Here is a 20,859-nt window from a genome sequence, read left to right on the forward strand (position 1 = left end):
CGCGTTGTCGGTGGCGGGGTGCAGTATGCAGGGGTGGGAGGTGTCGGCGTGGGCGGTGGCGTGGACTGCGATGTGCTGGTGATCGGCGGCGGAATCGTCGGCCTGTCGACGGCGCACGCCCTGTCGCGCCTGGCCCCCGGGACCCGGGTGGTGGTCCTGGAGAAGGAGACCGGTCCGGCCCGGCACCAGACGGGCCGCAACAGCGGGGTGATCCACAGCGGCATCTACTACCGCCCCGGATCGCTCAAGGCGCGCTTCGCGGTGCGCGGCGCCGCCGAGATGGTCAAGTTCTGCGCGGAACACGGGATCGCGCACGAGGTGACGGGCAAGCTGATCGTCGCCACCGGGCGCGAGGAGCTGCCGCGGCTGCACGCCCTGGTCCAGCGGGGCCGGGAGAACGGCATTGCGGTGCGCGAGCTGGGCCCGGCCCAGATCGCGGAGTACGAACCGCAGGTGCGGGGCCTGGCCGCGATCCACGTGGCCAGCACCGGCATCGCGGACTTCGGCGAAGTGACCGCCCAGCTCGCGGAGTCCTCGGGCGCCGAGATCGTCTACGGCGGCGCGGTGGACCTGATCTCCCGCCGCCCCTCCGCCGTGGCGGTGCGCACCACCTCCGGCCTGGTGGTCCGGGCCCGGGTCCTGGTGAACTGCGCGGGCCTGCAGTGCGACCGGATCGCCCGCCTGGCCGGTGACGACCCCGGGATGCGGATCATCCCGTTCCGCGGCGAGTACTACGACCTGGCCCGCCCCGAGCTGGTCCGCGGGCTGGTCTACCCGGTCCCCGACCCGGCCTTCCCCTTCCTCGGGGTCCACCTGACCCGGGGCATCGGGGGCGGCGTCCACGTCGGCCCCAACGCCGTGCCCGCCCTGGCCCGCGAGGGGTACGCCTGGTCCACGGTCCGGCCGCGCGACATCGGCTCCGAGCTGTCCTGGCCGGGATCCTGGCGGATGGCCGCGCGGCACTGGCGGTACGGGGCCGGTGAGATCCACCGCTCGCTGTCGAAGCAGGCCTTTACCCGGGCGGTACGCCGCCTGCTGCCGGCCGTCACCCCCGCCGATCTGAGACCCGCCGCGGCCGGGGTCCGCGCACAGGCCGTCCTGCGGGACGGGACCTTGGTGGATGACTTCCTGATCCGGGACGCCCCGCGGACGGTGCACGTCCTCAACGCCCCGTCGCCGGCCGCGACCGCCTCGCTCCCGATCGGCCGCGAGATCGCCACCCGCGCCCTGGCCACCCTGCGCACCTCCTGACCGGGTCCCCGCCGTGCGCCACGGGGCGGCCCGGCGCAGCCGAGACCCGACCCCGGCCCCCGTCGTAGAATCAGCGCATTGTGTCTGAGTCCCGAAACCCCCAGCCGCCCAGCCTCCCGGACGCCGCTCCGGAGGCGACCTCGTACGTGCCTCCCAAGTGGCGGACCGAGCCCCGGTTCCCCGACGGGCCGTCGCCGGACCCGGCCGGCTCGCACCACGAGCGGCGCATCCGGAGCTTCCAGCCCCGGCGCAGCAGGGTCACCACCGGCCAGGGCGAAGCCCTGAAGCGCCTGTGGGGCACCTGGGGCCTCGACATCGACGGCCACGAGGTCATCGACCTGGAGGCCCTCTTCGGCGGCCTCCCCGTCGTCCTGGAGATCGGCTTCGGCATGGGCGAGGCCACCGCGCAGATGGCCGCCGCCGACCCCGCCACCGGCATCCTCGCCGCCGACGTGCACACCCCCGGCCAGGGCAACCTCCTCGCCCTCGCGGAGCGCGGCGGCATGACCAACGTCCGCGTGGCCAACGGCGATGCGATCATCCTGCTGCGCGAGATGCTGCCGCCCGACTCGCTCGCCGGGATCCGCGTCTACTTCCCGGACCCGTGGCCCAAGGCCCGCCACCACAAGCGCCGGCTGATCCAGCCCGAGTTCCTCACCCTGGCCGCGACCCGCCTGGCCCCCGGGGCCGTGCTGCACTGCGCGACCGACTGGGAGCCGTACGCCGAGCAGATGCTCGAAGTCCTCACCGCCCACCCGGACTTCGAGAACACGCAGAGCCACGGCGGCTACTCCCCGCGCCCCGACTTCCGTCCGCTCACCCGCTTCGAGGGCCAAGGCCTCGACAAGGGCCATGTCGTACACGACTTGCTCTTCCGTCGCACCGAGAACTGACAACGTCACTCCACGTGTCGGAACGACTCGGTAGGGTCATCATGTGTTCCGAGCGCTCCGCCCTCAGCTCGCCCGGCTCGCACGCCCGTCGGGCACGGTCCGCGTGTGCGTGCTCGTCGTCCTGCTCGCCGGCACGGGGATCACGATCCTCGAACTCGTACGGGAACAGACGGGCACAGCAGGCTTCTTCGTAGGCCTCGGCCTGGCCCTGCTACCGGTGGCGCCCCTCATGGCGGCCTTCCGGTGGGTCGGCCGGGCCGCGCCCGCGCCCTGGCTCCAGCTGCTGTTCTGCTTCGGCTGGGGCGCCTGCACGGCCGCGCTGATCGCCATACTGGCCAACAGCTTCGCCACCGAGTGGATAGCCGCGGCCACGGCCGACCCCGCCGATGCCGACGCCCTCGGCTCGGTGGCGATCGCCCCCGTGGTGGAGGAGTGTGCCAAGGCGGCGGCCCTGCTCCTCGTCTTCGTCTTCCGCAGACGGCATTTCACCGGCCCCGCCGACGGCTTCGTGGTGGCCGGCTTCACCGCCACCGGCTTCGCCTTCACCGAGAACATCCTCTACCTGGGCAACGCCTTCGGTGAGGACGTGGCCGAAGGCACCGGCGTCCTGGACTCGGTGACGGCGGCGACGTTCTTCGTACGGGTGGTGCTGTCGCCGTTCGCGCATCCGCTGTTCACCGTGCTCACCGGGCTCGGTTTCGGCGCGGCCGCGGTCAGCGCCCGCCGGGTGCGCAGGATCGGTTTGCCGCTGCTCGGCCTGGCGCTCGCCATGACCATGCACGCGCTGTGGAACAGCGCCTCCCAGTTCGGGGAGTCCGGGTTCTACGTGGTCTACGGCTGCGTGATGGTCCCGGCGTTCGGGGTGCTGCTGTGGCTGGCGGTCCGGATAAGGCGACGCCGGTTGCGGGCCGTCGCCGGGGAGCTCGCGCTGTACGCGGCCGCCGGCTGGCTCGGTCCGGCCGAGGTCCCGGCCCTGGCCTCGATGCCGGCCCGGTCGCTGGCCCGCAGCCTGGCCCGGCGCAGCGGTGGCCGGGCCGCCGGGCGGGCGGTCGCCCTGTACGAGGCGGACGCGGCGGCCCTGGCGCTGCTGCGCAACCGGGCGCGCCGGGGCGGCCCGGTGCGCGAGCCGGATTTCGCCGGCCGGGAGCGGGAGCTGCTCCGCAGCCTCTGGCAGCGCCGGGCGACGGCGGGCCCCGCGCTGGCCCGGGCGGCGGTCATGGAGGAGCTGCTTCCGCCCTGGTTCGACCCGCTGGACCGCGGGCCGTACCGCGGCGCCGCACCCGCCGAGGCGCTGGCCGGCGTACCGGCGCCCAGGCCGTCTCCGTCGCCTAGACGTCAAGGCCCTTGGAGGTCAGCCACGGCAGCGGGTCGATCGTCGAGCCGCCCTTGCGGACTTCCAGGTGGAGATGGGGTCCGGTGACGTTGCCGGTGGCGCCGACGCGGCCGATGGTCTCGCCGGGAGCGACCGTGCCGGAGGTCACCGACATCGAGGAGAGGTGGCAGTACCAGACCTCCGTACCGTCATCCAGCTGCAGCACGATCCGGTAGCCGTACGCGCCGGACCAGCCGGCCGAGGCGATCTTCCCGGCGGCCACGGCCTTGGCCGGGGTGCCGGTGGGAGCGGCGAAGTCGAGGCCCGTGTGGTAGCCGGAGGACCACATGGAGCCGGAGTCGCCGTAGTGCGAGGTGAGGGTGTAGGCGGAGGTGGGCAGGGAGTAGCTCCCGGCCAGTTTGGCGACGCGCTCCTGCTCGGCCTTGGCCTCGGCGGCCTTCCGGGCCTCCTCGGCCTCCTGCGCCGCCTTCGCCTCGGCCTGCGCCGCAGCTTCCTCGGCCACCTTGCGCGCGGCGTCCACCTTGGCCTTGGCCTCCTGGGCGGCGGTCTCGCGGGCGGCCCGCTCGGCCTCCGCCTGCGCCTGCGCCGCCGCGGCGGCGTGCTGGGAGTCGGCCTGCTGGAGGATGCGGTTGCGCAGCACCTCACCGGCGTCCGCGCTCCGGTCGGACTGCTGGGGGATGATCCCGTTCCTCGCGGCCGCCCCGGCCGCCTCCCCGGAAGCGTCCTCCGCCTGGCGGACGTCGTCCGCGGTGAACCCGCCGTCGGCGCCGTCGGGCATCAGGTCGGGCAGCGACGGCAGGGATATCGCGACTTGGGGGCGGTCCTGCGCGGTGGCGATGCCGCCCGCGCCGACCGCCGCGATGACACCGACGCCCAGCACGGTGGAGCTGCGCGCGAGTCCGCCGCGCTGCTTGGCCACCCGGTGCTTGCCGCGGACCGGACGGACCGAATCCTCGGTGGGATTCCACTCGCCCCAGGCACCCGCGGTGGGCGGCTCCTGGATCTCGGTGCCTTCAGGGGCAGGCAAGTTGGAGGCCACCGGGGCACACTCCTCGTTGACACGCACGCGCAGGGCGCCATCTCTTGCGACGGCTGGGACGACCGCGCTGCGTTATCGAAAGGTAATAGACGCGGGGGAGTGATTCCAAGCTGTTGCGCTTGATCGTTCGTACCAATCGGCCACTCACCGATGAGTCTTGGCCACGCCTTTCCGCAGCAAAAGCGGATCAAGTCGGGCAAAAATCAAGCGACTCCCCACCTCTCCGGCCACACGCCGGGCATGACGAGTCGTCAGTTTCCTTGCGGAGAGCATTCTTTCAATTACACACAGTCCTGCGCGCCGTCGGCCGGCAGGCCGGAACACGACGAAGGCCCGGTTCCCAAGGGAACCGGGCCTTCGTACTGAGTAGCGGGGACAGGATTTGAACCTGCGACCTCTGGGTTATGAGCCCAGCGAGCTACCGAGCTGCTCCACCCCGCGTCGGTAAACACAACTCTACGCCATCCGGGGGGAGGGCTCCGCCAATTAATCGCCAACCCACCTCAAAGACCCACATCACCACAGGTCAGAGCCCTGAAACCGGACTTCCGCGGGACCCGGAACGGGCCGGGATCGGGGGCCCGTCAACGAAGATCATCTCTGTTGCACGCCGGTGACACTTCAGGGATGGTTCCGGGATCGGATCCGGGCGAGGATTCACCTGTCGCCAAGGCCAGGGGGGAACACGGACCGGCCGGGCGACAGCAACCACACCAACGGCTCGGCGCTCTGCCGATGCCCCTGTGATTCCTGGGGGGAGTCCACCATGTCCGTTCGCACCGCAGCCGCCATCGCAGTCGTCGCCGGCGTTGTCACCACTCTGCTGCCGCTCTCGGCCACCGCAGCGTCCGCCGCACCCACCGCCGACGACCACGCCGTGCTGCGTACGGAGATGGGCGCTCCCGTCCCCAGCGGTCCGCTGAGCCGCGGCGGCGCCACCGAGACCTTCGACCTCACGGTGAAGAACCCGACCGGCAAGCCCGTCACGTACAACCCGTGGATGCTCCTGAACCCGACCGGCCCGAGCCCGCTGGAGCACGACGCCGTCGTCTTCAAGGTCGACGCGGTGGACGCCCCGGCGACCAAGTTCTCGATCGGCCAGCAGGACGGCGAGTGGCAGGGCCTGTTCTACCCGGCGGCCTCCGGGCCGGACGCCTCGCACGGCTTCGACATCCCCGCGAACGGCAAGATGACCTGGAAGGTCACCCTCGGTCTCGGCGCGAACTACCCGACCAACGACGGGGACTTCAAGTTCACCGCCGACAGCTACAACAACTCCGTGGACCCCTCCGCCAAGGGCTCCCGCGTGTTCAAGGTCGACCCGCAGATCAAGGCGGGCGCCCTGAAGACCTCGTTCAAGCAGATCAGCTCCGGCAAGGACGGCCAGGAGCAGCGCGCGTACCTGGACCTGAACTACCAGGCCACCGGCGACGGTTCCTTCGACTCCGCGCTGGCGAGCACCCTGAGCCTGACGCACCCGGGCGAGGAGAAGGCCGACTTCCGGCTGCAGGCCATGGTCGACGGCCGCTGGCAGGACCTGACGGCCAAGGACGGCCAGTACGCGCTGCCCGAGATCCCCAAGGGCTTCAGCGCCGCGTCCGGCATCCGCACCCTGCCGCTGCGGGTCAGCCTCGGCAAGGACACCAAGCTCAAGCAGAAGACCACCGTCACGATGTCGGTCGAGGTCTCGCTGACCAAGGGCAACACCTGGCCGTTCAACTTCGGCTCCGTGAAGTTCCCGCTCTCCCCGATCGTGGAGACGCAGCCCACCCCGAGCCCGACCCCGTCCACCACGCCCTCCAAGACCTCGTCCACCACCACGGTCAAGCCGGCCGCGGCCACCTCCTCGGCCGCCGTCACCTCGGGCAACACCAACGTGACCACCACGGGTTCGGCCACCGGCTCGCTCGCCAGCACCGGCGCGGGCTCGGGCACGGGCCTGTACGCCGGCCTCGCGGCCGCCCTGGTCACCCTCGGTGCGGCCGTCGCCTGGCTCGGTGCCCGTCGCCGCCGCGGCCTCTCGGCCTGACCGGTACCCCGTAAGCCGAAGCGCCCCACCCGATGACGTCGGGTGGGGCGCTTCGGCTACCGGCGCTGCCGCTCCACCTCGTCGGCGTCCTGTTGGCGCCCGGCTTCCCTCAGTTCGGTGATCAGCAGATCCAGCCTGCCGGGGAAGCGGTGGCGCGCCGCGGCCCGGATCACCTCGCCCTTCAGCGGAGCCCTCCCCAGCCAGTCCAGGTCGTCGAGGATCCTGATCAGGTCGCTGGTCATGCGCTGGGCACAGAACCGGACCACCGCCGCCGAGTCGCCCGCGGCGGATACGCGGGCCATGGCTCCCGCACCTCTCAAGGTGTCGACCAGCACCGCGACGTCGGACGCGTTCCGGCGCTGCGCGCCTCCGACGAGGAGCGTGTGGGCCTCCTCTTCCATGTCCTCGGAGCGCAGGTACGACACCAGCGCCGGGAAATCGGCGACCGGCAGCACCGCTCCGCCGTTCAGCAGGAAGTCCTGCACCGGGCCGCCCGCGTCGCGCGTGGCCTGGAGCTGGTCGAGGAAGGCCGTGGCTCCCGGGGTGAGCCAGACCTCGGTCGGGCTCGGCGCCGGCGCGTTCTGCGCGTCGTCCGACACCACCGTGGTGCCGGGCTCGTCCGCCCCCGCGCGTGGCGGCTGCGGCTCGGTCACGTCCGTGGGCAGGGCGACGGCCACGGCCTCGGGAAGCCATTGCCTCTCGGTCAGGATGGCGGTCGCGGTCACGGTCGGGGTCACTTCGCTGTCGCCCGTCCCGAGCGCCTGGGCGAGTTCCGACACCACCTCGGACACCGTGGGCCTCAGCCCGGGTTCCTTGACCAGACACCGGCCGATCACTTCCAGGCCGGGCGGCAGCCCCGTGAGATCGGGCTCCTCGTAGACCGCGCGGAAGTTCACCACGTGCGCCGATCCGGTCCCGAACGGACCGGCCCCGGTCGCCGCGTACGCGAGTACGCCGCCCAGCGCGAAGACGTCCGCGGCCGGCCCGACCGGCTCGCCCCTGACCTGCTCCGGCGACATGAAACCGGGAGTGCCGATCGCCGCGGCCGTCTGGGTCACCGCGCTCAGATCGGACCCGACGGATATGCCGAAGTCGATCACCCTCGGACCGTCGGCGGCCAGCAGGACGTTCGAGGGCTTCAGGTCCCTGTGCACCAGCCCGGCCCGGTGGATGGCCTCCAACGCCTCGCCCAGTCCCGTCCCCAGGGCGAGCACGGACCGCTGCGGCCACGCGCCGTGGGCGTGTACGGCCTGCTGGAGCGACATCCCCTCCACGTAGGCCGTGGCCAGCCAGGCCGGCGTCCCCTCCAGGTCGGCGTCGACGACCGCGGCGGTGAAGAATCCCGTCACCCGCCGGGCGGCCTCGACCTCCCGTGCGAAGCGCCGCCGGAACTCCGGGTCTTCGGCGAGTTCCGCCCGTACGACCTTGACCGCCAACGCCCGTCCGCTCACCGACCGCGCCAGGTAGACGCGGCCCATCCCGCCCGATCCGAGCCGAGCGACGATGCGGTACCTGCCCAACTTCCTGGGATCCCCCGGTTCCAGCTCTTCCACGGCACCTCCTCCGCCGAAGCCCCCTCCCCGGGGCCCGCCTGATCCTGATTAAAGGTCAGATGCCCACTCCTGCCCAGAGTGTGAACGGCACGAGGATCCAAAAACGACTGAGCGCCCCACCGGCCGGAACCGGATGGGGCGCTCAGCGCCAGGTCAGAGGGGTCAACCCCCCGCCTGTGAGCGGTAGGCCATGTCGGACTCGAACCGACAACCAACGGATTAAAAGTCCGCTGCTCTGCCAATTGAGCTAATGGCCCTCCAGGTGCTCACCCCAGAGCATAGCCGGACAGCGCCCGTCAGCCGATCGGGTATCGGCTGACCGGCCTGTCGACGTCAGCGGCTGGGCCGTCCCGCCCGGGACGACGGCCTCCAGGAGCATCACGCCCTTCGGGCCCGCCTCGTGCGAACTCCGTACGCGGCACCACGCGACAGGGCCCCCACGACCGTGTCGTGGGGGCCCTGTCAGGGGTTCAGCTCAGCTGGGATCAGCCGTTGCGCTTCCAGCGCGGCTTGTCGTCGCGGCGGCCGCCGAAGGAGCCAGTGGAACCGGAGCCCGACGGGCGGTGGTCGTCGCGGCGGCCGTACGGACGGTCGCCGGCGCCGCCGGAGCGGAAGCCACCGGACGGACGGTCGTCACGACGGTCGCGGTTGAACGGACGGTCGCCGCCGCCGGAGCGGAAGCCGCCGGAGGGGCGGTCGTCGCGGTTGAAGCCACCGGACGGACGGTCGTCGCGGCGGAAGCCGCCACGGTCGCCACCACGGTCACCGCGGTCGTCACGGTTGAAGCCACCGGACGGACGGTCGCCACCGGAACGGAAGCCACCACCGGACGGACGGTCGCCACCGGAACGGAAGCCACCCGACGGACGGTCGTCACGGCGGAAGCCGCCACGGTCGCCACCACGGTCGTCACGGTTGAAGCCACCGGACGGACGGTCGCCACCGGAACGGAAGCCACCACCGGACGGACGGTCGCCACCGGAACGGAAGCCACCCGACGGACGGTCGTCACGGCGGAAGCCGCCACGGTCGCCACCACGGTCACCGCGGTCGTCACGGCGGAAGCCGCCACGGTCACCGCCACGGTCGCCACCGCGGTCGTCACGGCGGAAGCCGCCACGGTCACCGCCACGGTCGCCACCGCGGTTGTCACGGCGCTCGAAGTTGCCGCGGTCGTCGCGCTGGGCGCGCTGCTCCTCGCGGCGCTCCTGCGCGGCCAGCTCGGCGGCAGCGGCGGCGGCAGCAGCCGCGACCTCGGCCTCGGCGGCCTCGGCCACCTCGGCGACAGCGGCCTCCGGGTCCTCGCCACGCTCACGCGCGGAGCGGGCGACCAGGCGGTCGGCCTCCTCGCGCAGCTCGCCGGCGCGGCGGGTCAGACGCTCCAGCTGCTTGGTGAGCTCGGCGACCTCGCGCTCGGCCTGCTTGGCGGCGTTGTTCGCGGAGTCGGCCTGGACCTCGGTCAGCGAACGCGCACCGGTGATCTCGGCGACCTCCGGCTCGAAGGCGCCGGCGCCCTGGACGATGTGGCGCGAGGCGTCGACGCCCGCGTCCTCCATCAGGCGGAAGATCTGGCGGCGCTGGTGCGGCAGGGCCAGGGAGACCACGACACCGGACTTGCCGGCTCGCGCCGTACGGCCCGAGCGGTGCAGGTAGTCCTTGTGGTCGCCGGCCGGGTCCACGTTCAGGACCAGGTCGATGCCGTCGACGTGGATGCCGCGGGCGGCGACGTCGGTGGCGACGAGCGCGTTGACGTAGCCGTCCTTGAAGTCGGCGAGGACGCGGGTACGGGCGCCCTGCGTCATGCCGCCGTGCAGCGCGTCGGCCTTCACGCCGGCCTCGACGAGCTGCTCGGCGATGCGGTCGGCGCCCAGCTGGGTGCGGACGAAGATGATGGTGCGGCCCTTGCGGGCGGCGATGGCGGCCGTGACCGGCGCCTTGTCCTTCGGCTTCACGACGAGGACGTGGTGCGTCATGGTCGTGACGTTGCCCTGCGCGCTGTCGACCTCGTGCGTGACGGGGTTGGACAGGTAGCGCTTGACCAGGGTGCCGATCTCGTTCTCCATGGTGGCGGAGAAGAGCATGCGCTGGCCGCCGGCCGGGACCTGGTCGAGCAGCTCGGTGACCTCGGGCAGGAAGCCCAGGTCGGCCATCTGGTCGGCCTCGTCGAGGACCGCGACCTCGACGTTCTCCAGGGAGCAGGCGCCACGGTTGATGATGTCGCGCAGACGGCCCGGGGTGGCGACGAGGACGTCGACACCGCGCTCCAGGGCGTAGATCTGGTTGCTCATGGAGGTACCGCCGCAGACGACCTTCATCTTCAGGCCGAGCACGTCGCCGTAGGGCTGGAGGGCGTCCGCGACCTGCATCGCGAGCTCACGGGTCGGCGTGAGGATGATCGCGCGGGGCTTCTTCTTCTCGGTGTGGCCACCGGCCAGGCGGGCCAGGGTCGGCAGACCGAAGGAGAGGGTCTTGCCGGAGCCGGTGCGGCCACGGCCGAGGATGTCCTTGCCGGCCAGGGCGTCCGGGATGGTCGCGGCCTGGATCGGGAAGGGGGCGGTGACGCCGTTCTGCGCGAGCTTGCGCACGATGCCGTCGGGCAGACCGAGGTCGCCGAAGGTGATCGTGGGCTCGGCGTCGTCGTCGCCGTCGAAGTCGTCGGTGGAGTCGACGGAGTCGTTGAACTCGTCGGACTCGTTGATCGTCACGTCTGCCTCAAGAGCCTCGATCGCCTCGTCGACCACAAGGGTCTCAACGGCGTCGACGATCTCGTGGGAGTCGTTCTCGGGCATGACGGCACGGTCAGAACTGGAAATGGACATGCGAAATGCGAAACCTTCCGGAGTCTCGGCACGCGCCCAAACTCCGTGAATCGCAAATCGACCGCCTCAATGCGGTCAGCCACGGCTAGGGAGAGTACGCGCCACACGGCGCTCTTCGGATTCGGCGCCGGGCAATGGGATCAAACGATCTATAACCATACGCACCCTCCCCCGGGTCTGGCAAGTCGCTCCGACCATAACGGCTCTGACCTGCGAAAACAGCCATAGTCCGAGAGACGGGTGGAGCGGGTGGGGCGGCTCCCGGCGCTAGGACTGCGTCCCCGGCTGGGTGCTCGGATCGGGCTGCGGGCTCGTCGGCAGCGGCGTGGGTTCCGTCACAGGAGGCGTCGTGGCCGGCGGGTCCGGGACCGGGCTGGCCGACGGCTGGCCGCCACCCGAACCGCCCGCGCCGCCGGAACCGGCCGATCCGCCGGAGCCGCCGGAGCCCCCCGCACCGGCCGAACCGGCCGAACCACCCCCGGACGGCTGCTGCGGGCCCTGACCGCCCGCGCCGCCGCCCGGTCCCGCCGACGGCGAGGGCACTCCCGGCTTGGCGCCCGTCGCCCCCGGGCTCGGCGAGCCCCCGGTCGCGCCGGACGCCTTGCCGTCCTCCTTGGGCCTGCCGTCCTGGCTCCCCGCGCCCTCCCTCGTGCCGTGCCCGTTGCCGTGGACCCCGGAGCCCTTCCCGGCCGTGGAGGCACCCCGCGCGTCGGTGCCCTTGCGGTCCGCCGCGGAGGAGGCCCCGGGCTTCGCGGCGTCGTCGCCGACGCTCATGCAGCCGGCCGTCGCCGCGACCGCGAGCGCGGTGACGGCCAGTCGGAGGGAAGCGGACAACTGGCGCACGGGGCACCTCCGGAGCCTGAGGATGAGCGGGTCCGCATGAGCGGGTCAATGTGCCCAACTCCCTTTGCCCCGTTAGGGACACGCCCTCAGCCGAACAGCTGCTGCGCCACCTGCGACCCGAGGTGTAGGGAGCCCAGCCCGACCAGCACCGAAGCCGCCACGTTCGCCGCCGCGAGGAACACCCAGCCGCGCTCGGCCAGCCGCAGCGTCTCGTACGAGAAGGTCGAGTACGTGCTCAGCGCCCCGCACAGGCCCGTCCCCAGCAGCAGTTGCAGCTGCGAGGAGGCGGCCCCGGCCAGCAGCGCGCCGGTCAGCACCCCCAGCACCAGGCAGGCGGCCGCGTTGGCCACGAAGGTGCCCCACGGGAACACCGAGTCGTGCCCCGCCTGCACCGCACGGTCCGTCAGGTACCTCAGCGGCGCGCCCACCACCGCGCCCGCGATCACGAGCAGCCAGTTCACCGGCGCCACCGCCGCCGCAGCGCCCACCGGGTCACGGAGGCCGCCGCCCACACCGCGCCGAGCGCCGTGGCCACCGTCAGCCCGGCGTAGGCCAGCGCGGTGTCCGCCTCTCCCTCGTCCAGGAGCCGCGAGAAGTCCGCCGCGTAGGTCGAGAAGGTGGTGAAGCCGCCGAGGATCCCGACCCCGGCGAAGGGCCGCACGAGCGGATGCGGCGACGGCCGGCCGCCCTCGCTGATCAGCACCATCAGTACGCCGATCAGGGCGCAGCCGATCGTGTTGATCCAGAGGGTCGCCCACGGGAAGCCCGCGGGTCCGGCCGGCCACAGCAGGAGCATCCCGTACCGCGCCGAGGCCCCGAGCGCCCCGCCCGCCGCCACCGCCGCGAGCACCCGGCCCCGGGGCTCGGCGGCTTGCGCGGGAACGTGCAGGTCGACGTCCGGGTCGATCGCCTCACCGCCGGGGACCGGCCGGGTCACCCGTAGCCCAGGGCGTGCAGCCGGTCGTCGTCGATCCCGAAGTGGTGGGCGATCTCGTGCACCACGGTGACCTCCGTCTCCGCGACCACGCTCTCCCGGTCCTCGCACATCCGCAAGGTGGGGTTCCGGTAGATCGTGATCCGGTCCGGCAGCACTCCGGCGTACCACTCGCCGCGGTCCGTCAGCGGGGTCCCCTCGTACAGGCCGAGCAGCTCGGGGTCGTCACTGGGCGGCTCGTCCTCGACGAACACCGCCACGTTGTCCATCAGCCGCGTCAGCTCCGGAGGGATCCGGTCCAGGGCCTCTGCGACGAGCTCTTCGAACTCCTCGCGCGTCATCTCCAGCACCGGGCCATTGTCCCCCCGGCAGGTGCACCCCCCGCCTGCCGGGGGAAACCGTTTTGGCGATCGCTCCCCGGATCCCATATGCTTCTCACGTCCCCGACGCGCTGGAAAGTGCCCGGCGGGCCTTTAGCCCTCATCGTCTAGTGGCCCAGGACGCCGCCCTTTCAAGGCGGTAGCACGGGTTCGAATCCCGTTGGGGGTACGCATTACCGTGTGCAAGACTTGTTCTCGCACACTGCAAGGTCCTGTGGAGCAGTTGGTTAGCTCGCCACCCTGTCAAGGTGGAGGTCGCGGGTTCAAGTCCCGTCAGGATCGCTGAAGCCGGAAACGGTTTCGTGGCTGGGTAGCTCAGTTGGTACGAGCGATCGCCTGAAAAGCGATAGGTCGCCGGTTCGACCCCGGCCCCAGCCACCATCAAGAAGGCCCCGTCCATCGGACGGGGCCTTCTGTGGTTACTCCCCTTCGGTGACCGCCCGGGCCTTGCGGCGCCACTGCACCAGTCCGAAGGCCACCGCCCCCGCCGCGACCAGGCCGAGCAGCACCCCGTCCGGGACCGCGGCCGCCAGGGACCGGACCCGCTGCTCCACCGCGAACGAATCGTCCACGTCCAGCAGCCCCGGCAGCGCGCTCGCCCCGTCAAAGGCCAGGAACATCACGCCCAGCGCGATGAAGAACAGCCCCGACAGCAGCGAGGTGGTGTGCAGCTCGAAGCGGCCCGCCCGCAAGGCCCGGCCGCGCAGCCAGCGCCGCCTGCCCAGGTCGAAGCGCTCCCACAGCAGGGCCAGCACGAACAGCGGTACGGCCATCCCCAGCGCGTAGACCGCGAGCAGCAGGCCGCCGTAGACCGGGCTGCCGCTGACCGCCGCGACCGTCAGGACGCTGCCCAGGATCGGGCCGGCGCAGAAGCCGGCCAGGCCGTAGACCGCGCCGAGGGCGTACACCGACAGGGCGGTCGTCGGCCGGATCCTGCCCGACAGCTCCGAGGCGCGCTTCGAGGCGAATCCCAGGCCGAGGATCTGGGCGAGCCCGAGCGCGATGATCAGCCAGCCGCCGGCGAGGACCAGCGCGTCACGGTTGCCGTGGAAGAACCGCCCCGCGTACGAGCCAGCCGCCCCCAGCGGTACGAGGGTGCTCGCGAGGCCCGCGTAGAAGATCCCGGTCCGCGCCAGCAGCCGGGACGCCGAGTCGATCGAGTACGCGAAGAAGGCGGGGAGCAGCAGGGCGCTGCACGGGCTGAGCAGCGCGAGGAGGCCGCCGAGCAGGGCGGCCAGGTATCCGATGCCGGTCACTTCCCCGCCGCCGTCCTGGCCTGGGTGATGGCCGCCGTGAAGGCGCCGATCGGCTGGGCGCCCGCGAGCGGCTGCCCGTTGACCAGGAAGGACGGGGTGGAGGTGACGCCGATGGCGTAGCCCTCCTCCTGGTCCTTCTTCAGGGCCGCGGCGGCCTGCTCCCCGGCCATGTCCTTCTTGAAGCGCTCCAGGTCGGGGACGCCGGCCTGCCGGGCCAGCTCCAGGAGGCGGTCCTCGCCGAAGCCCTTCTCCTTGGAGCCGTCGGCGTACGCGGCTTCGTGGAACTGCCGGAACCGGTCCTGCTGCCCGGCCGCCCAGGCGGCCTTGGCGGCGGCTTCGGATTCGGCGCCGAAGATCGGGAAGTTGCGCCACTCGATGCGCAGCGTGCCGTCGTGCACGTACCGCTCGATCAGCTGGGGCTCGGTGTCCCGGGCGAACTTGCCGCAGTAGCCGCACTTGAAGTCGGAGTACTCGATCAGCACGACGGGCGCGTCCGCGCTGCCGACGGCGAGCTTGTCACCGGCCTCGCGGCGGGCCAGCGCCTTCAGTGCGGCGGCGGGGTCCCGGCGGGGCGCGGCGGAGGCCGCGGGGCCGCCGGAGGGCTCGTCGGCGGGGGCGGTGGCCTGCCAGGAGACGAGGCCGAGGGTGATCGCGGCGACCGCGACCCCGGCGGAGGCGAGGAGGGACTTGCGGGAGGGCTTGCGGGAGGGCCAAGACATAGGGGTGCTCCAGAGCTGCGGATGACGAGGGGACCGGTACAACCGGTCCTCCTAGATCCGCATCACGGAGAGCTCCACCGGGCCGGGCGCCGGCCCGTCGGGTCCGCGTACGAGGATCCGTACGGGCGTCGTCCCGTGCGTCCGAGCCGCTTCGGGGCACAGCCGGGCCGGCGGGACCTGGGCGTGGTCGGACCCGGTGCGCGGCGGTACGGCGGGGAGGCCGCCGTGGTCCGGGGCCCCTGGGGCGCACGACGGCCCCCGGCCGTCGGCGACCGCGGCCACGTGCCACCGAGCGGCGTCCGGCGCCGCCGCCGCCGGGCCCGGCACGGCCCGGGCCGGTATCAGCCCGCGCACCGCGGCCGCCGACGGCACCGCCCGGGCCGTCACCCCGGCCGGGCCGGCCGTGGCGGAGGCAGCCGTGGCGGAGCCGGCCGCTGACGGGATCACCGCGCAGATCACCGCGGCGAGGCCGGCCATCACCGCCAGAGCGGCACAGCCCCATCGGCACCAGAGGCGGCGGGGGCGGGACATGGTGGGCGGCCTCTCACTCGCGTACTGCTCGGATACTGACGGAGTCGTCCCGAAATGGTACGGGTCCGCCTCACAAATGCGTTCGCCACCCGGCGGCCCCGGGTGAGATCCTCGACCAGGTATGTCTACTTCCTTCGCCGCCCTGCAGACGCTTCTCGGTGAGATCTCCCTCCGCGACGCGCACCGCCTCGGCCGCCGCCTAGAGGGCGCCCGCCGTATCCGCAAGCCCGAGGCCAAGCAGGCCGTGCTCGACGAGATCGCCGCGGAGGCCGAGAAGGCCGCCGCGCGACTGGCCGGCCGTGCCTCGCGGATGCCGGAGGTCACGTATCCCGAGAACCTGCCCGTCAGCCAGAAGAAGGACGAGATCGCCGAAGCGATACGCGACCACCAGGTCGTGATCGTCGCGGGCGAGACCGGCTCCGGCAAGACCACGCAGATCCCCAAGATCTGCATGGAGCTGGGCCGCGGCGTCCGGGGCATGATCGGGCACACCCAGCCCCGCCGGATCGCCGCCCGTACGGTCGCGGAGCGCATCGCCGAGGAGCTGAAGTCCGAGATCGGCCGGACGGTCGGCTGGAAGGTCCGGTTCACCGACCAGGTGGACCAGGACGCGACCTTCGTGAAGCTGATGACCGACGGCATCCTGCTCGCCGAGATCCAGACGGACCGCGAGCTGCGCGCGTACGACACGATCATCATCGACGAGGCCCACGAGCGGTCGCTGAACATCGACTTCCTGCTCGGCTATCTCGCCACCCTGCTGCCGAAGCGCCCCGACCTCAAGGTGATCATCACCTCGGCGACCATCGACCCGGAGCGGTTCTCCCGGCACTTCGGGGACGCGCCGATCGTCGAGGTCAGCGGGCGGACGTACCCGGTCGAGGTCCGTTACCGGCCCCTGCTCGAAGAGGAGGGGGACGACAGCGACCGCGACCAGATCACCGCGATCTGCGAGGCCGTGGACGAGCTCCACTCCGAGGGGCCGGGCGACATCCTGGTCTTCCTGTCCGGAGAGCGCGAGATCCGCGACACGGCGGACGCCCTCAACAAGCGCAATCTCCGTTTCACGGAGGTGCTCCCGCTCTACGCGCGCCTCTCGCACGCCGAGCAGCACCGCGTCTTCCAGCAGCACACCGGCAGGAGGATCGTCCTCGCGACCAACGTCGCCGAGACCTCCCTCACCGTCCCGGGCATCAAGTACGTGATCGACCCGGGCACCGCCCGGATCTCCCGCTACAGCCACCGGACCAAGGTGCAGCGCCTGCCCATCGAACGGATCTCGCAGGCCAGCGCCAACCAGCGCAAGGGCCGTTGCGGCCGCACCAGCGACGGCATCTGCATCCGGCTCTACTCCGAGGACGACTTCAACGGCCGCCCGGAGTTCACGGACGCCGAGATCCTGCGCACCAACCTGGCCTCCGTCATCCTCCAGATGACCGCGGCCGGCCTCGGCGAGATCGAGAAGTTCCCCTTCATCGACCCGCCGGACCACCGCAACATCCGCGACGGCGTGCAGCTCCTCCAGGAGCTCGGCGCGCTGGATCCGTCCGAGAAGGATCCGTCGAGGCGCCTCACCCAGATGGGCCGCCAGCTCTCCCAGCTGCCCGTGGACCCGCGCCTGGCCCGCATGGTCGTCGAGGCCGACAAGAACAACTGCGTGCGCGAGGTCATGGTCATCGCGGCGGCCCTGTCCATCCAGGACCCGCGCGAGCGCCCCTCGGACAAGCAGACGCAGGCCGACCAGAACCACGCCCGGTTCAAGGACGAGACAAGCGACTTCCTCTCGTTCCTGAACATGTGGCGCTACGTGCGCGAGCAGCAGAAGGAGCGCGGCTCGTCCTCCTTCCGCCGGATGTGCAAGCAGGAGTACCTGAACTTCCTGCGGATCCGCGAGTGGCAGGACATCTACTCGCAGCTGCGTACGGTCGCCAAGACCATGGGCATCCACGTCAACGAGGCCGACGCCCCCGAACAGCACGTCCACATCTCCCTGCTGGCCGGTCTGCTCTCGCACATCGGCCTGAAGGACACGGACAAGAACGAGTACCTCGGCGCCCGCGGCGCCAAGTTCGCGGTCTTCCCGGGCTCGGCGCTGTTCAAGAAGCAGCCGAAGTTCCTGATGTCGGCGGAGCTGGTGGAGACCTCGCGGCTGTGGGCGAGGGTCAACGCCAAGGTCGAGGCCGAGTGGGTGGAGCCGCTCGCGCAGCACCTGATCAAGCGCACGTACAGCGAGCCGCACTGGGAGAAGGACCAGGCGGCCGTGATGGCGTACGAGAAGGTCACGCTGTACGGCGTACCGATCGTGGCCCAGCGGAAGATCAACTACGGCCGGATCGACGCCGAGGTCTCGCGCGAGCTGTTCATCCGCAACGCGCTGGTCGAGGGGGACTGGCGCACGCACCACAAGTTCTACGCCGACAACCGCAAGCTCCTCACCGAGGTGGAGGAGCTGGAGAACCGGGCCCGGCGCCGCGACATCGTGGTGGACGACGAGACCCTCTTCGACTTCTACGACCAGAAGATCCCCGCGCACGTGGTGTCGGGGGCGCACTTCGACTCCTGGTGGAAGCACAAGAAGCGCGAGGAGCCCGAACTCCTCGACTTCGAGCGCGCGATGCTGCTGACCGAGAAGGCGGCCGGGGTCACCAAGGCCGACTATCCGGACTCCTGGCGGCAGGGGCAGCTGAAGTTCCGGGTGACCTACCAGTTCGAGCCGGGCGCGGACGCGGACGGCGTGACCGTCCACATCCCGCTCCAGGTGCTGAACCAGGTCACCGACGAGGGCTTCGACTGGCAGATCCCGGGTCTGCGCGAGGAGGTCGTCACCGAGCTGATCCGCTCGCTGCCGAAGCCGATCCGCCGGCACTACGTGCCCGCGCCGAACTTCGCGACCCGCTTCCTGGACACGGCGGTGCCCCTGCAGGAGCCGCTGCCCGTGACGCTGGCGCGCGAGCTCCAGCGGATGGTCGGGGTCCCGGTCTCGGCCGAGGACTTCGACCTCAGCCGGATCCCGGATCACCTGAAGATCACCTTCCGGATCGTCGACGAGCGTCGCAAGAACCTCGCCGAGGACAAGGACCTGGAGGCGCTGCGGCTGCGCCTGAAGCCCAAGGCCCGCCAGGCCCTGTCCAAGGCCGCCGCGGCCACGGCCGAGCGGGCGGGCGGGGAGTCGGTGGAGCGCACCGGGCTCACCGACTGGACGATCGGCACGCTGACCAAGGTCTTCGAGACCCGTCGGGCGGGCCAGCCGGTGAAGGCCTACCCGGCGCTGGTGGACGAGGGCACGACCGTGTCGGTACGGCTCTTCGACACCGAGGCCGAGCAGCAGCAGGCGATGTGGCTGGGCACGCGCAAGCTCATCCTGCTGAACATCCCGGTGAATCCCGCGAAGTTCGCCTCGGACCACCTGACCAACCAGCAGAAGCTCGCCCTCTCCAGGAACCCGCACGGCTCCATCCAGGCGCTGTTCGACGACTGCGCCACCGCGGCGACCGACAAGCTGATCGCCGACCACGGTGGCCCGGCGTGGGACGAGGCGGGCTTCCGCAAGCTCTACGAGGCCGTCCGCGCCGACCTGGTGGACACGACCGTGCGTACGGTCGGCCAGGTGCAGCAGGTACTGGCCGCCTGGCAGGCCTGTGAGCGCCGTCTGAAGGCCACGGGCAGCCTGGCGCTGGTCGCGAACATCCAGGACGTCAAGACGCAGCTGGCGGCCCTCATGCCGGCCGGCTTCGTGACGCTCACCGGGCTGCGCCGGCTGCCGGACCTCATGCGCTACCTGGTGGCGGTGGACCGGCGGCTCCAGCAGATGCCCACGGGCGTCCAGCGCGACACCACGCGCATGGAGAAGGTCCACGAGATGCAGGACGAGTACGCCTGGCTGCTGGAGCAGTTGCCGAAGGGACGGCCGGTGCCGGCGGCGGTCACCGACATCCGCTGGATGATCGAGGAACTGCGGGTCAGCTACTTCGCGCACGCGCTCGGGACGGCGTATCCGATCTCCGACAAGCGGATCGTGAAGGCCGTGGACGCGGCGGCCCCGTGATCCGGTTCGACTGCACCCCCTGAGCTGCGGTACAGTCTGATTCGCAGCCGCCCAGCGGCCGCAAATCAAGGACCTGTGGAGCAGTTGGTTAGCTCGCCACCCTGTCAAGGTGGAGGTCGCGGGTTCAAGTCCCGTCAGGTTCGCAGAAACGTCAGGGCCCGTATCCCCCAGGGGATACGGGCCCTGACGCGTTGGCGGGAAAACCTTCCGGGCGGCCTTGGCGCCCTCGGCCGCCCCGGCGTCCTGTGGGGCCCGCACGGCCCCGGGTGCCGTCGGGCGGCCCCTCCTCGCCCTTCCGGACCCTCTCGCCTCATCCGGCGGCCCGTGGCGGCCCGCCGGGCCGCGCGCCGCGCCACCTGTCAGCGCTCCACCTGTCGCATCGCCCGCCACCCCCGCCGCCCCGCGGTCGAGATTCCCCCGTTCGCGGGATGCACCGCGCGAGGCGCGTCCCCATTACGGGGAACACGGCCGGTAATACAAGAGTGATCATCTGTGACGGGAGTCACCGCACGGGTTTTTGGGACATGTACTTTTATCGCACCCATACACGGGCTCGATTTAATATGTGCAATGGCACCTACCCGTAGGCTCCGCCGCGATCTGCTCGATGCCGCCCTGACCTGGGCATAAAAAAGATCGCGCTGGACCCGGCGGAGTCCAGCGCGATCGACGACTGAGGTCCTGTTGGGGCAGGTCCGGCCGTATGAAGCTATGTGGGTTTCATCGGATTGGGGGACCCGATAGACCCGTTAAAGCGGGGTGTTTGCGCGACCTCAGGCCTCGCTGCGCTGCTGCGGAATTCCCGCGAGCAGGGCGCGAACCTCAGCCTCGCGGTAACGGCGGTGTCCACCCAGGGTGCGGATGGACGTGAGCTTGCCAGCCTTGGCCCAGCGAGTGACCGTCTTCGGGTCCACGCGGAACATCGTGGCAACCTCAGCCGGGGTCAGCAGCGGCTCGGCATCAGGGGTGCGAGCGGTCATGAGCGGCCTCCTCGGGAGAACCGAACCATCTCGGTTCTTTCCTCTAAATTCTGCACCTTGGCCCGCGTTGCCCGAAATGGACATACGCGGGCCGAGTCGGTTATAGGACGAACGGCTTGTCCTCGGCACTACAACTACACCATCCGTCCAGCCCTAAGGGCCAAACCGACGGAATTGCCCTCCGAGGTGTTCATCAGCGGCGGAAGCCGATGGACCGTCCCATAACGGACAGTCACCCCACTGTGACGATCAGT

16 protein-coding genes and 6 tRNA genes are annotated in these 20,859 nt (G+C 71.3%); 9 read left to right on the top strand and 13 right to left on the bottom strand.

Annotation, left to right across the window (positions count from 1 at the left end):
• Positions 1-18 precede the first annotated feature (18 nt).
• From lhgO to OG737_RS13540, 3 genes are all read left to right on the top strand, one after another.
• Positions 19-1,251: an L-2-hydroxyglutarate oxidase gene (lhgO, locus tag OG737_RS13530; protein WP_328926439.1), complete on the top strand. Its 1,233-nt coding sequence runs from the start codon at positions 19-21 to the stop codon at positions 1,249-1,251.
• 80 nt (positions 1,252-1,331) lie between these two features.
• Positions 1,332-2,144 (top strand): tRNA (guanosine(46)-N7)-methyltransferase TrmB, encoded by an 813-nt coding sequence (gene trmB, locus OG737_RS13535; protein WP_405679557.1) that lies wholly within the window; start codon positions 1,332-1,334, stop codon positions 2,142-2,144.
• A gap of 43 nt (positions 2,145-2,187) precedes the next feature.
• Positions 2,188-3,564, top strand: coding sequence for a PrsW family intramembrane metalloprotease (locus tag OG737_RS13540; RefSeq protein WP_405921557.1), 1,377 nt, complete (start codon positions 2,188-2,190; stop codon positions 3,562-3,564).
• Here the strand turns inward: OG737_RS13540 and OG737_RS13545 are convergent.
• Positions 3,473-4,516, bottom strand: coding sequence for a M23 family metallopeptidase (locus OG737_RS13545; RefSeq protein WP_405679553.1), 1,044 nt, complete (start codon positions 4,514-4,516; stop codon positions 3,473-3,475). The two genes, OG737_RS13540 and OG737_RS13545, sit on opposite strands and share 92 nt — an antisense overlap.
• A 367-nt stretch (positions 4,517-4,883) precedes the next feature.
• Positions 4,884-4,957: transfer RNA gene (locus tag OG737_RS13550), tRNA-Met, on the bottom strand.
• 325 nt (positions 4,958-5,282) lie between these two features.
• Here OG737_RS13550 and OG737_RS13555 point away from each other — a divergent pair.
• The gene (locus OG737_RS13555) at positions 5,283-6,545 is read left to right on the top strand and encodes a hypothetical protein (protein ID WP_328926440.1); all 1,263 of its coding nucleotides are present in this window, start codon (positions 5,283-5,285) and stop codon (positions 6,543-6,545) included.
• Between the two features lie 56 nt (positions 6,546-6,601).
• Here the strand turns inward: OG737_RS13555 and OG737_RS13560 are convergent, their stop codons facing one another.
• The 7 genes from OG737_RS13560 to OG737_RS13590 form a co-directional block, all read right to left on the bottom strand.
• Positions 6,602-8,098, bottom strand: coding sequence for a serine/threonine-protein kinase (locus tag OG737_RS13560; RefSeq protein WP_328926441.1), 1,497 nt, complete (start codon positions 8,096-8,098; stop codon positions 6,602-6,604).
• Positions 8,099-8,282: 184 nt separating this feature from the next.
• Positions 8,283-8,355 (bottom strand) — tRNA-Lys (locus OG737_RS13565).
• 228 nt (positions 8,356-8,583) lie between these two features.
• A complete protein-coding gene (locus OG737_RS13570; protein ID WP_405679549.1) occupies positions 8,584-10,917 on the bottom strand; it encodes a DEAD/DEAH box helicase in 2,334 nt (777 codons plus the stop codon).
• 267 nt (positions 10,918-11,184) lie between these two features.
• Positions 11,185-11,760: a hypothetical protein gene (locus OG737_RS13575; protein ID WP_328926443.1), complete on the bottom strand. Its 576-nt coding sequence runs from the start codon at positions 11,758-11,760 to the stop codon at positions 11,185-11,187.
• 86 nt (positions 11,761-11,846) lie between these two features.
• On the bottom strand, positions 11,847-12,221 hold the full coding sequence (locus tag OG737_RS13580) for a CrcB family protein (RefSeq protein ID WP_328926444.1): 375 nt from the start codon (positions 12,219-12,221) through the stop codon (positions 11,847-11,849).
• Positions 12,218-12,697, bottom strand: coding sequence for a FluC/FEX family fluoride channel (locus OG737_RS13585; protein WP_405679546.1), 480 nt, complete (start codon positions 12,695-12,697; stop codon positions 12,218-12,220). The genes OG737_RS13580 and OG737_RS13585 overlap by 4 nt, the downstream gene beginning before the upstream one ends.
• A complete protein-coding gene (locus OG737_RS13590; protein ID WP_328926445.1) occupies positions 12,694-13,044 on the bottom strand; it encodes a metallopeptidase family protein in 351 nt (116 codons plus the stop codon). The genes OG737_RS13585 and OG737_RS13590 overlap by 4 nt, the downstream gene beginning before the upstream one ends.
• 126 nt (positions 13,045-13,170) lie before the next feature.
• Here OG737_RS13590 and OG737_RS13595 point away from each other — a divergent pair.
• The 3 genes from OG737_RS13595 (at position 13,171) to OG737_RS13605 (ending at position 13,455) form a co-directional block, all read left to right on the top strand.
• Positions 13,171-13,243 (top strand) — tRNA-Glu (locus OG737_RS13595).
• Positions 13,244-13,282: 39 nt separating this feature from the next.
• A tRNA-Asp gene (locus OG737_RS13600) sits at positions 13,283-13,356 on the top strand.
• 22 nt (positions 13,357-13,378) lie between these two features.
• Positions 13,379-13,455 (top strand) — tRNA-Phe (locus OG737_RS13605).
• 38 nt (positions 13,456-13,493) lie between these two features.
• On the opposite strand, the gene OG737_RS13610 is transcribed toward OG737_RS13605, so the two are convergent.
• The 3 genes from OG737_RS13610 to OG737_RS13620 are packed head-to-tail and all read right to left on the bottom strand — an operon-like array spanning position 13,494 to position 15,580.
• Positions 13,494-14,330 (bottom strand): cytochrome c biogenesis CcdA family protein, encoded by an 837-nt coding sequence (locus tag OG737_RS13610; RefSeq protein ID WP_328926446.1) that lies wholly within the window; start codon positions 14,328-14,330, stop codon positions 13,494-13,496.
• Entirely contained in the window at positions 14,327-15,049 is a 723-nt protein-coding gene (locus OG737_RS13615) for a thioredoxin domain-containing protein (protein WP_328926447.1), read from the bottom strand. Before OG737_RS13615 ends, OG737_RS13610 begins: the two co-directional genes overlap by 4 nt.
• 51 nt (positions 15,050-15,100) lie before the next feature.
• Positions 15,101-15,580: a hypothetical protein gene (locus OG737_RS13620; protein WP_328926448.1), complete on the bottom strand. Its 480-nt coding sequence runs from the start codon at positions 15,578-15,580 to the stop codon at positions 15,101-15,103.
• A gap of 121 nt (positions 15,581-15,701) precedes the next feature.
• Here OG737_RS13620 and hrpA point away from each other — a divergent pair, with 121 nt between their 5' ends.
• Both hrpA and OG737_RS13630 read left to right on the top strand, forming a co-directional pair.
• Positions 15,702-19,625, top strand: a complete 3,924-nt coding sequence (hrpA, locus tag OG737_RS13625) for an ATP-dependent RNA helicase HrpA (protein WP_405921558.1) — start codon at positions 15,702-15,704, stop codon at positions 19,623-19,625.
• 69 nt (positions 19,626-19,694) lie between these two features.
• Positions 19,695-19,768 (top strand) — tRNA-Asp (locus OG737_RS13630).
• A gap of 630 nt (positions 19,769-20,398) precedes the next feature.
• Here the strand turns inward: OG737_RS13630 and bldC are convergent.
• Positions 20,399-20,605 (bottom strand): developmental transcriptional regulator BldC, encoded by a 207-nt coding sequence (bldC, locus tag OG737_RS13635; RefSeq protein ID WP_003949541.1) that lies wholly within the window; start codon positions 20,603-20,605, stop codon positions 20,399-20,401.
• Positions 20,606-20,859: the final 254 nt, after the last annotated feature.

The organism is Streptomyces sp. NBC_00122 (genome assembly GCF_045160845.1).
In the GTDB taxonomy this organism is placed as follows: domain Bacteria; phylum Actinomycetota; class Actinomycetes; order Streptomycetales; family Streptomycetaceae; genus Streptomyces.

Bases quoted from the DNA above. Each gene is read 5' to 3' on its own strand.
- OG737_RS13555 (WP_328926440.1), top strand. From the start codon at position 5,283: ATGTCCGTTCGCACCGCAGCCGCCATCGCAGTCGTCGCCGGCGTTGTC.
- OG737_RS13570 (WP_405679549.1), bottom strand. From the start codon at position 10,917: ATGTCCATTTCCAGTTCTGACCGTGCCGTCATGCCCGAGAACGACTCC.
- OG737_RS13615 (WP_328926447.1), bottom strand. From the start codon at position 15,049: ATGTCTTGGCCCTCCCGCAAGCCCTCCCGCAAGTCCCTCCTCGCCTCC.
- OG737_RS13620 (WP_328926448.1), bottom strand. From the start codon at position 15,580: ATGTCCCGCCCCCGCCGCCTCTGGTGCCGATGGGGCTGTGCCGCTCTG.
- hrpA (WP_405921558.1), top strand. From the start codon at position 15,702: ATGTCTACTTCCTTCGCCGCCCTGCAGACGCTTCTCGGTGAGATCTCC.
- bldC (WP_003949541.1), bottom strand. From the start codon at position 20,605: ATGACCGCTCGCACCCCTGATGCCGAGCCGCTGCTGACCCCGGCTGAG.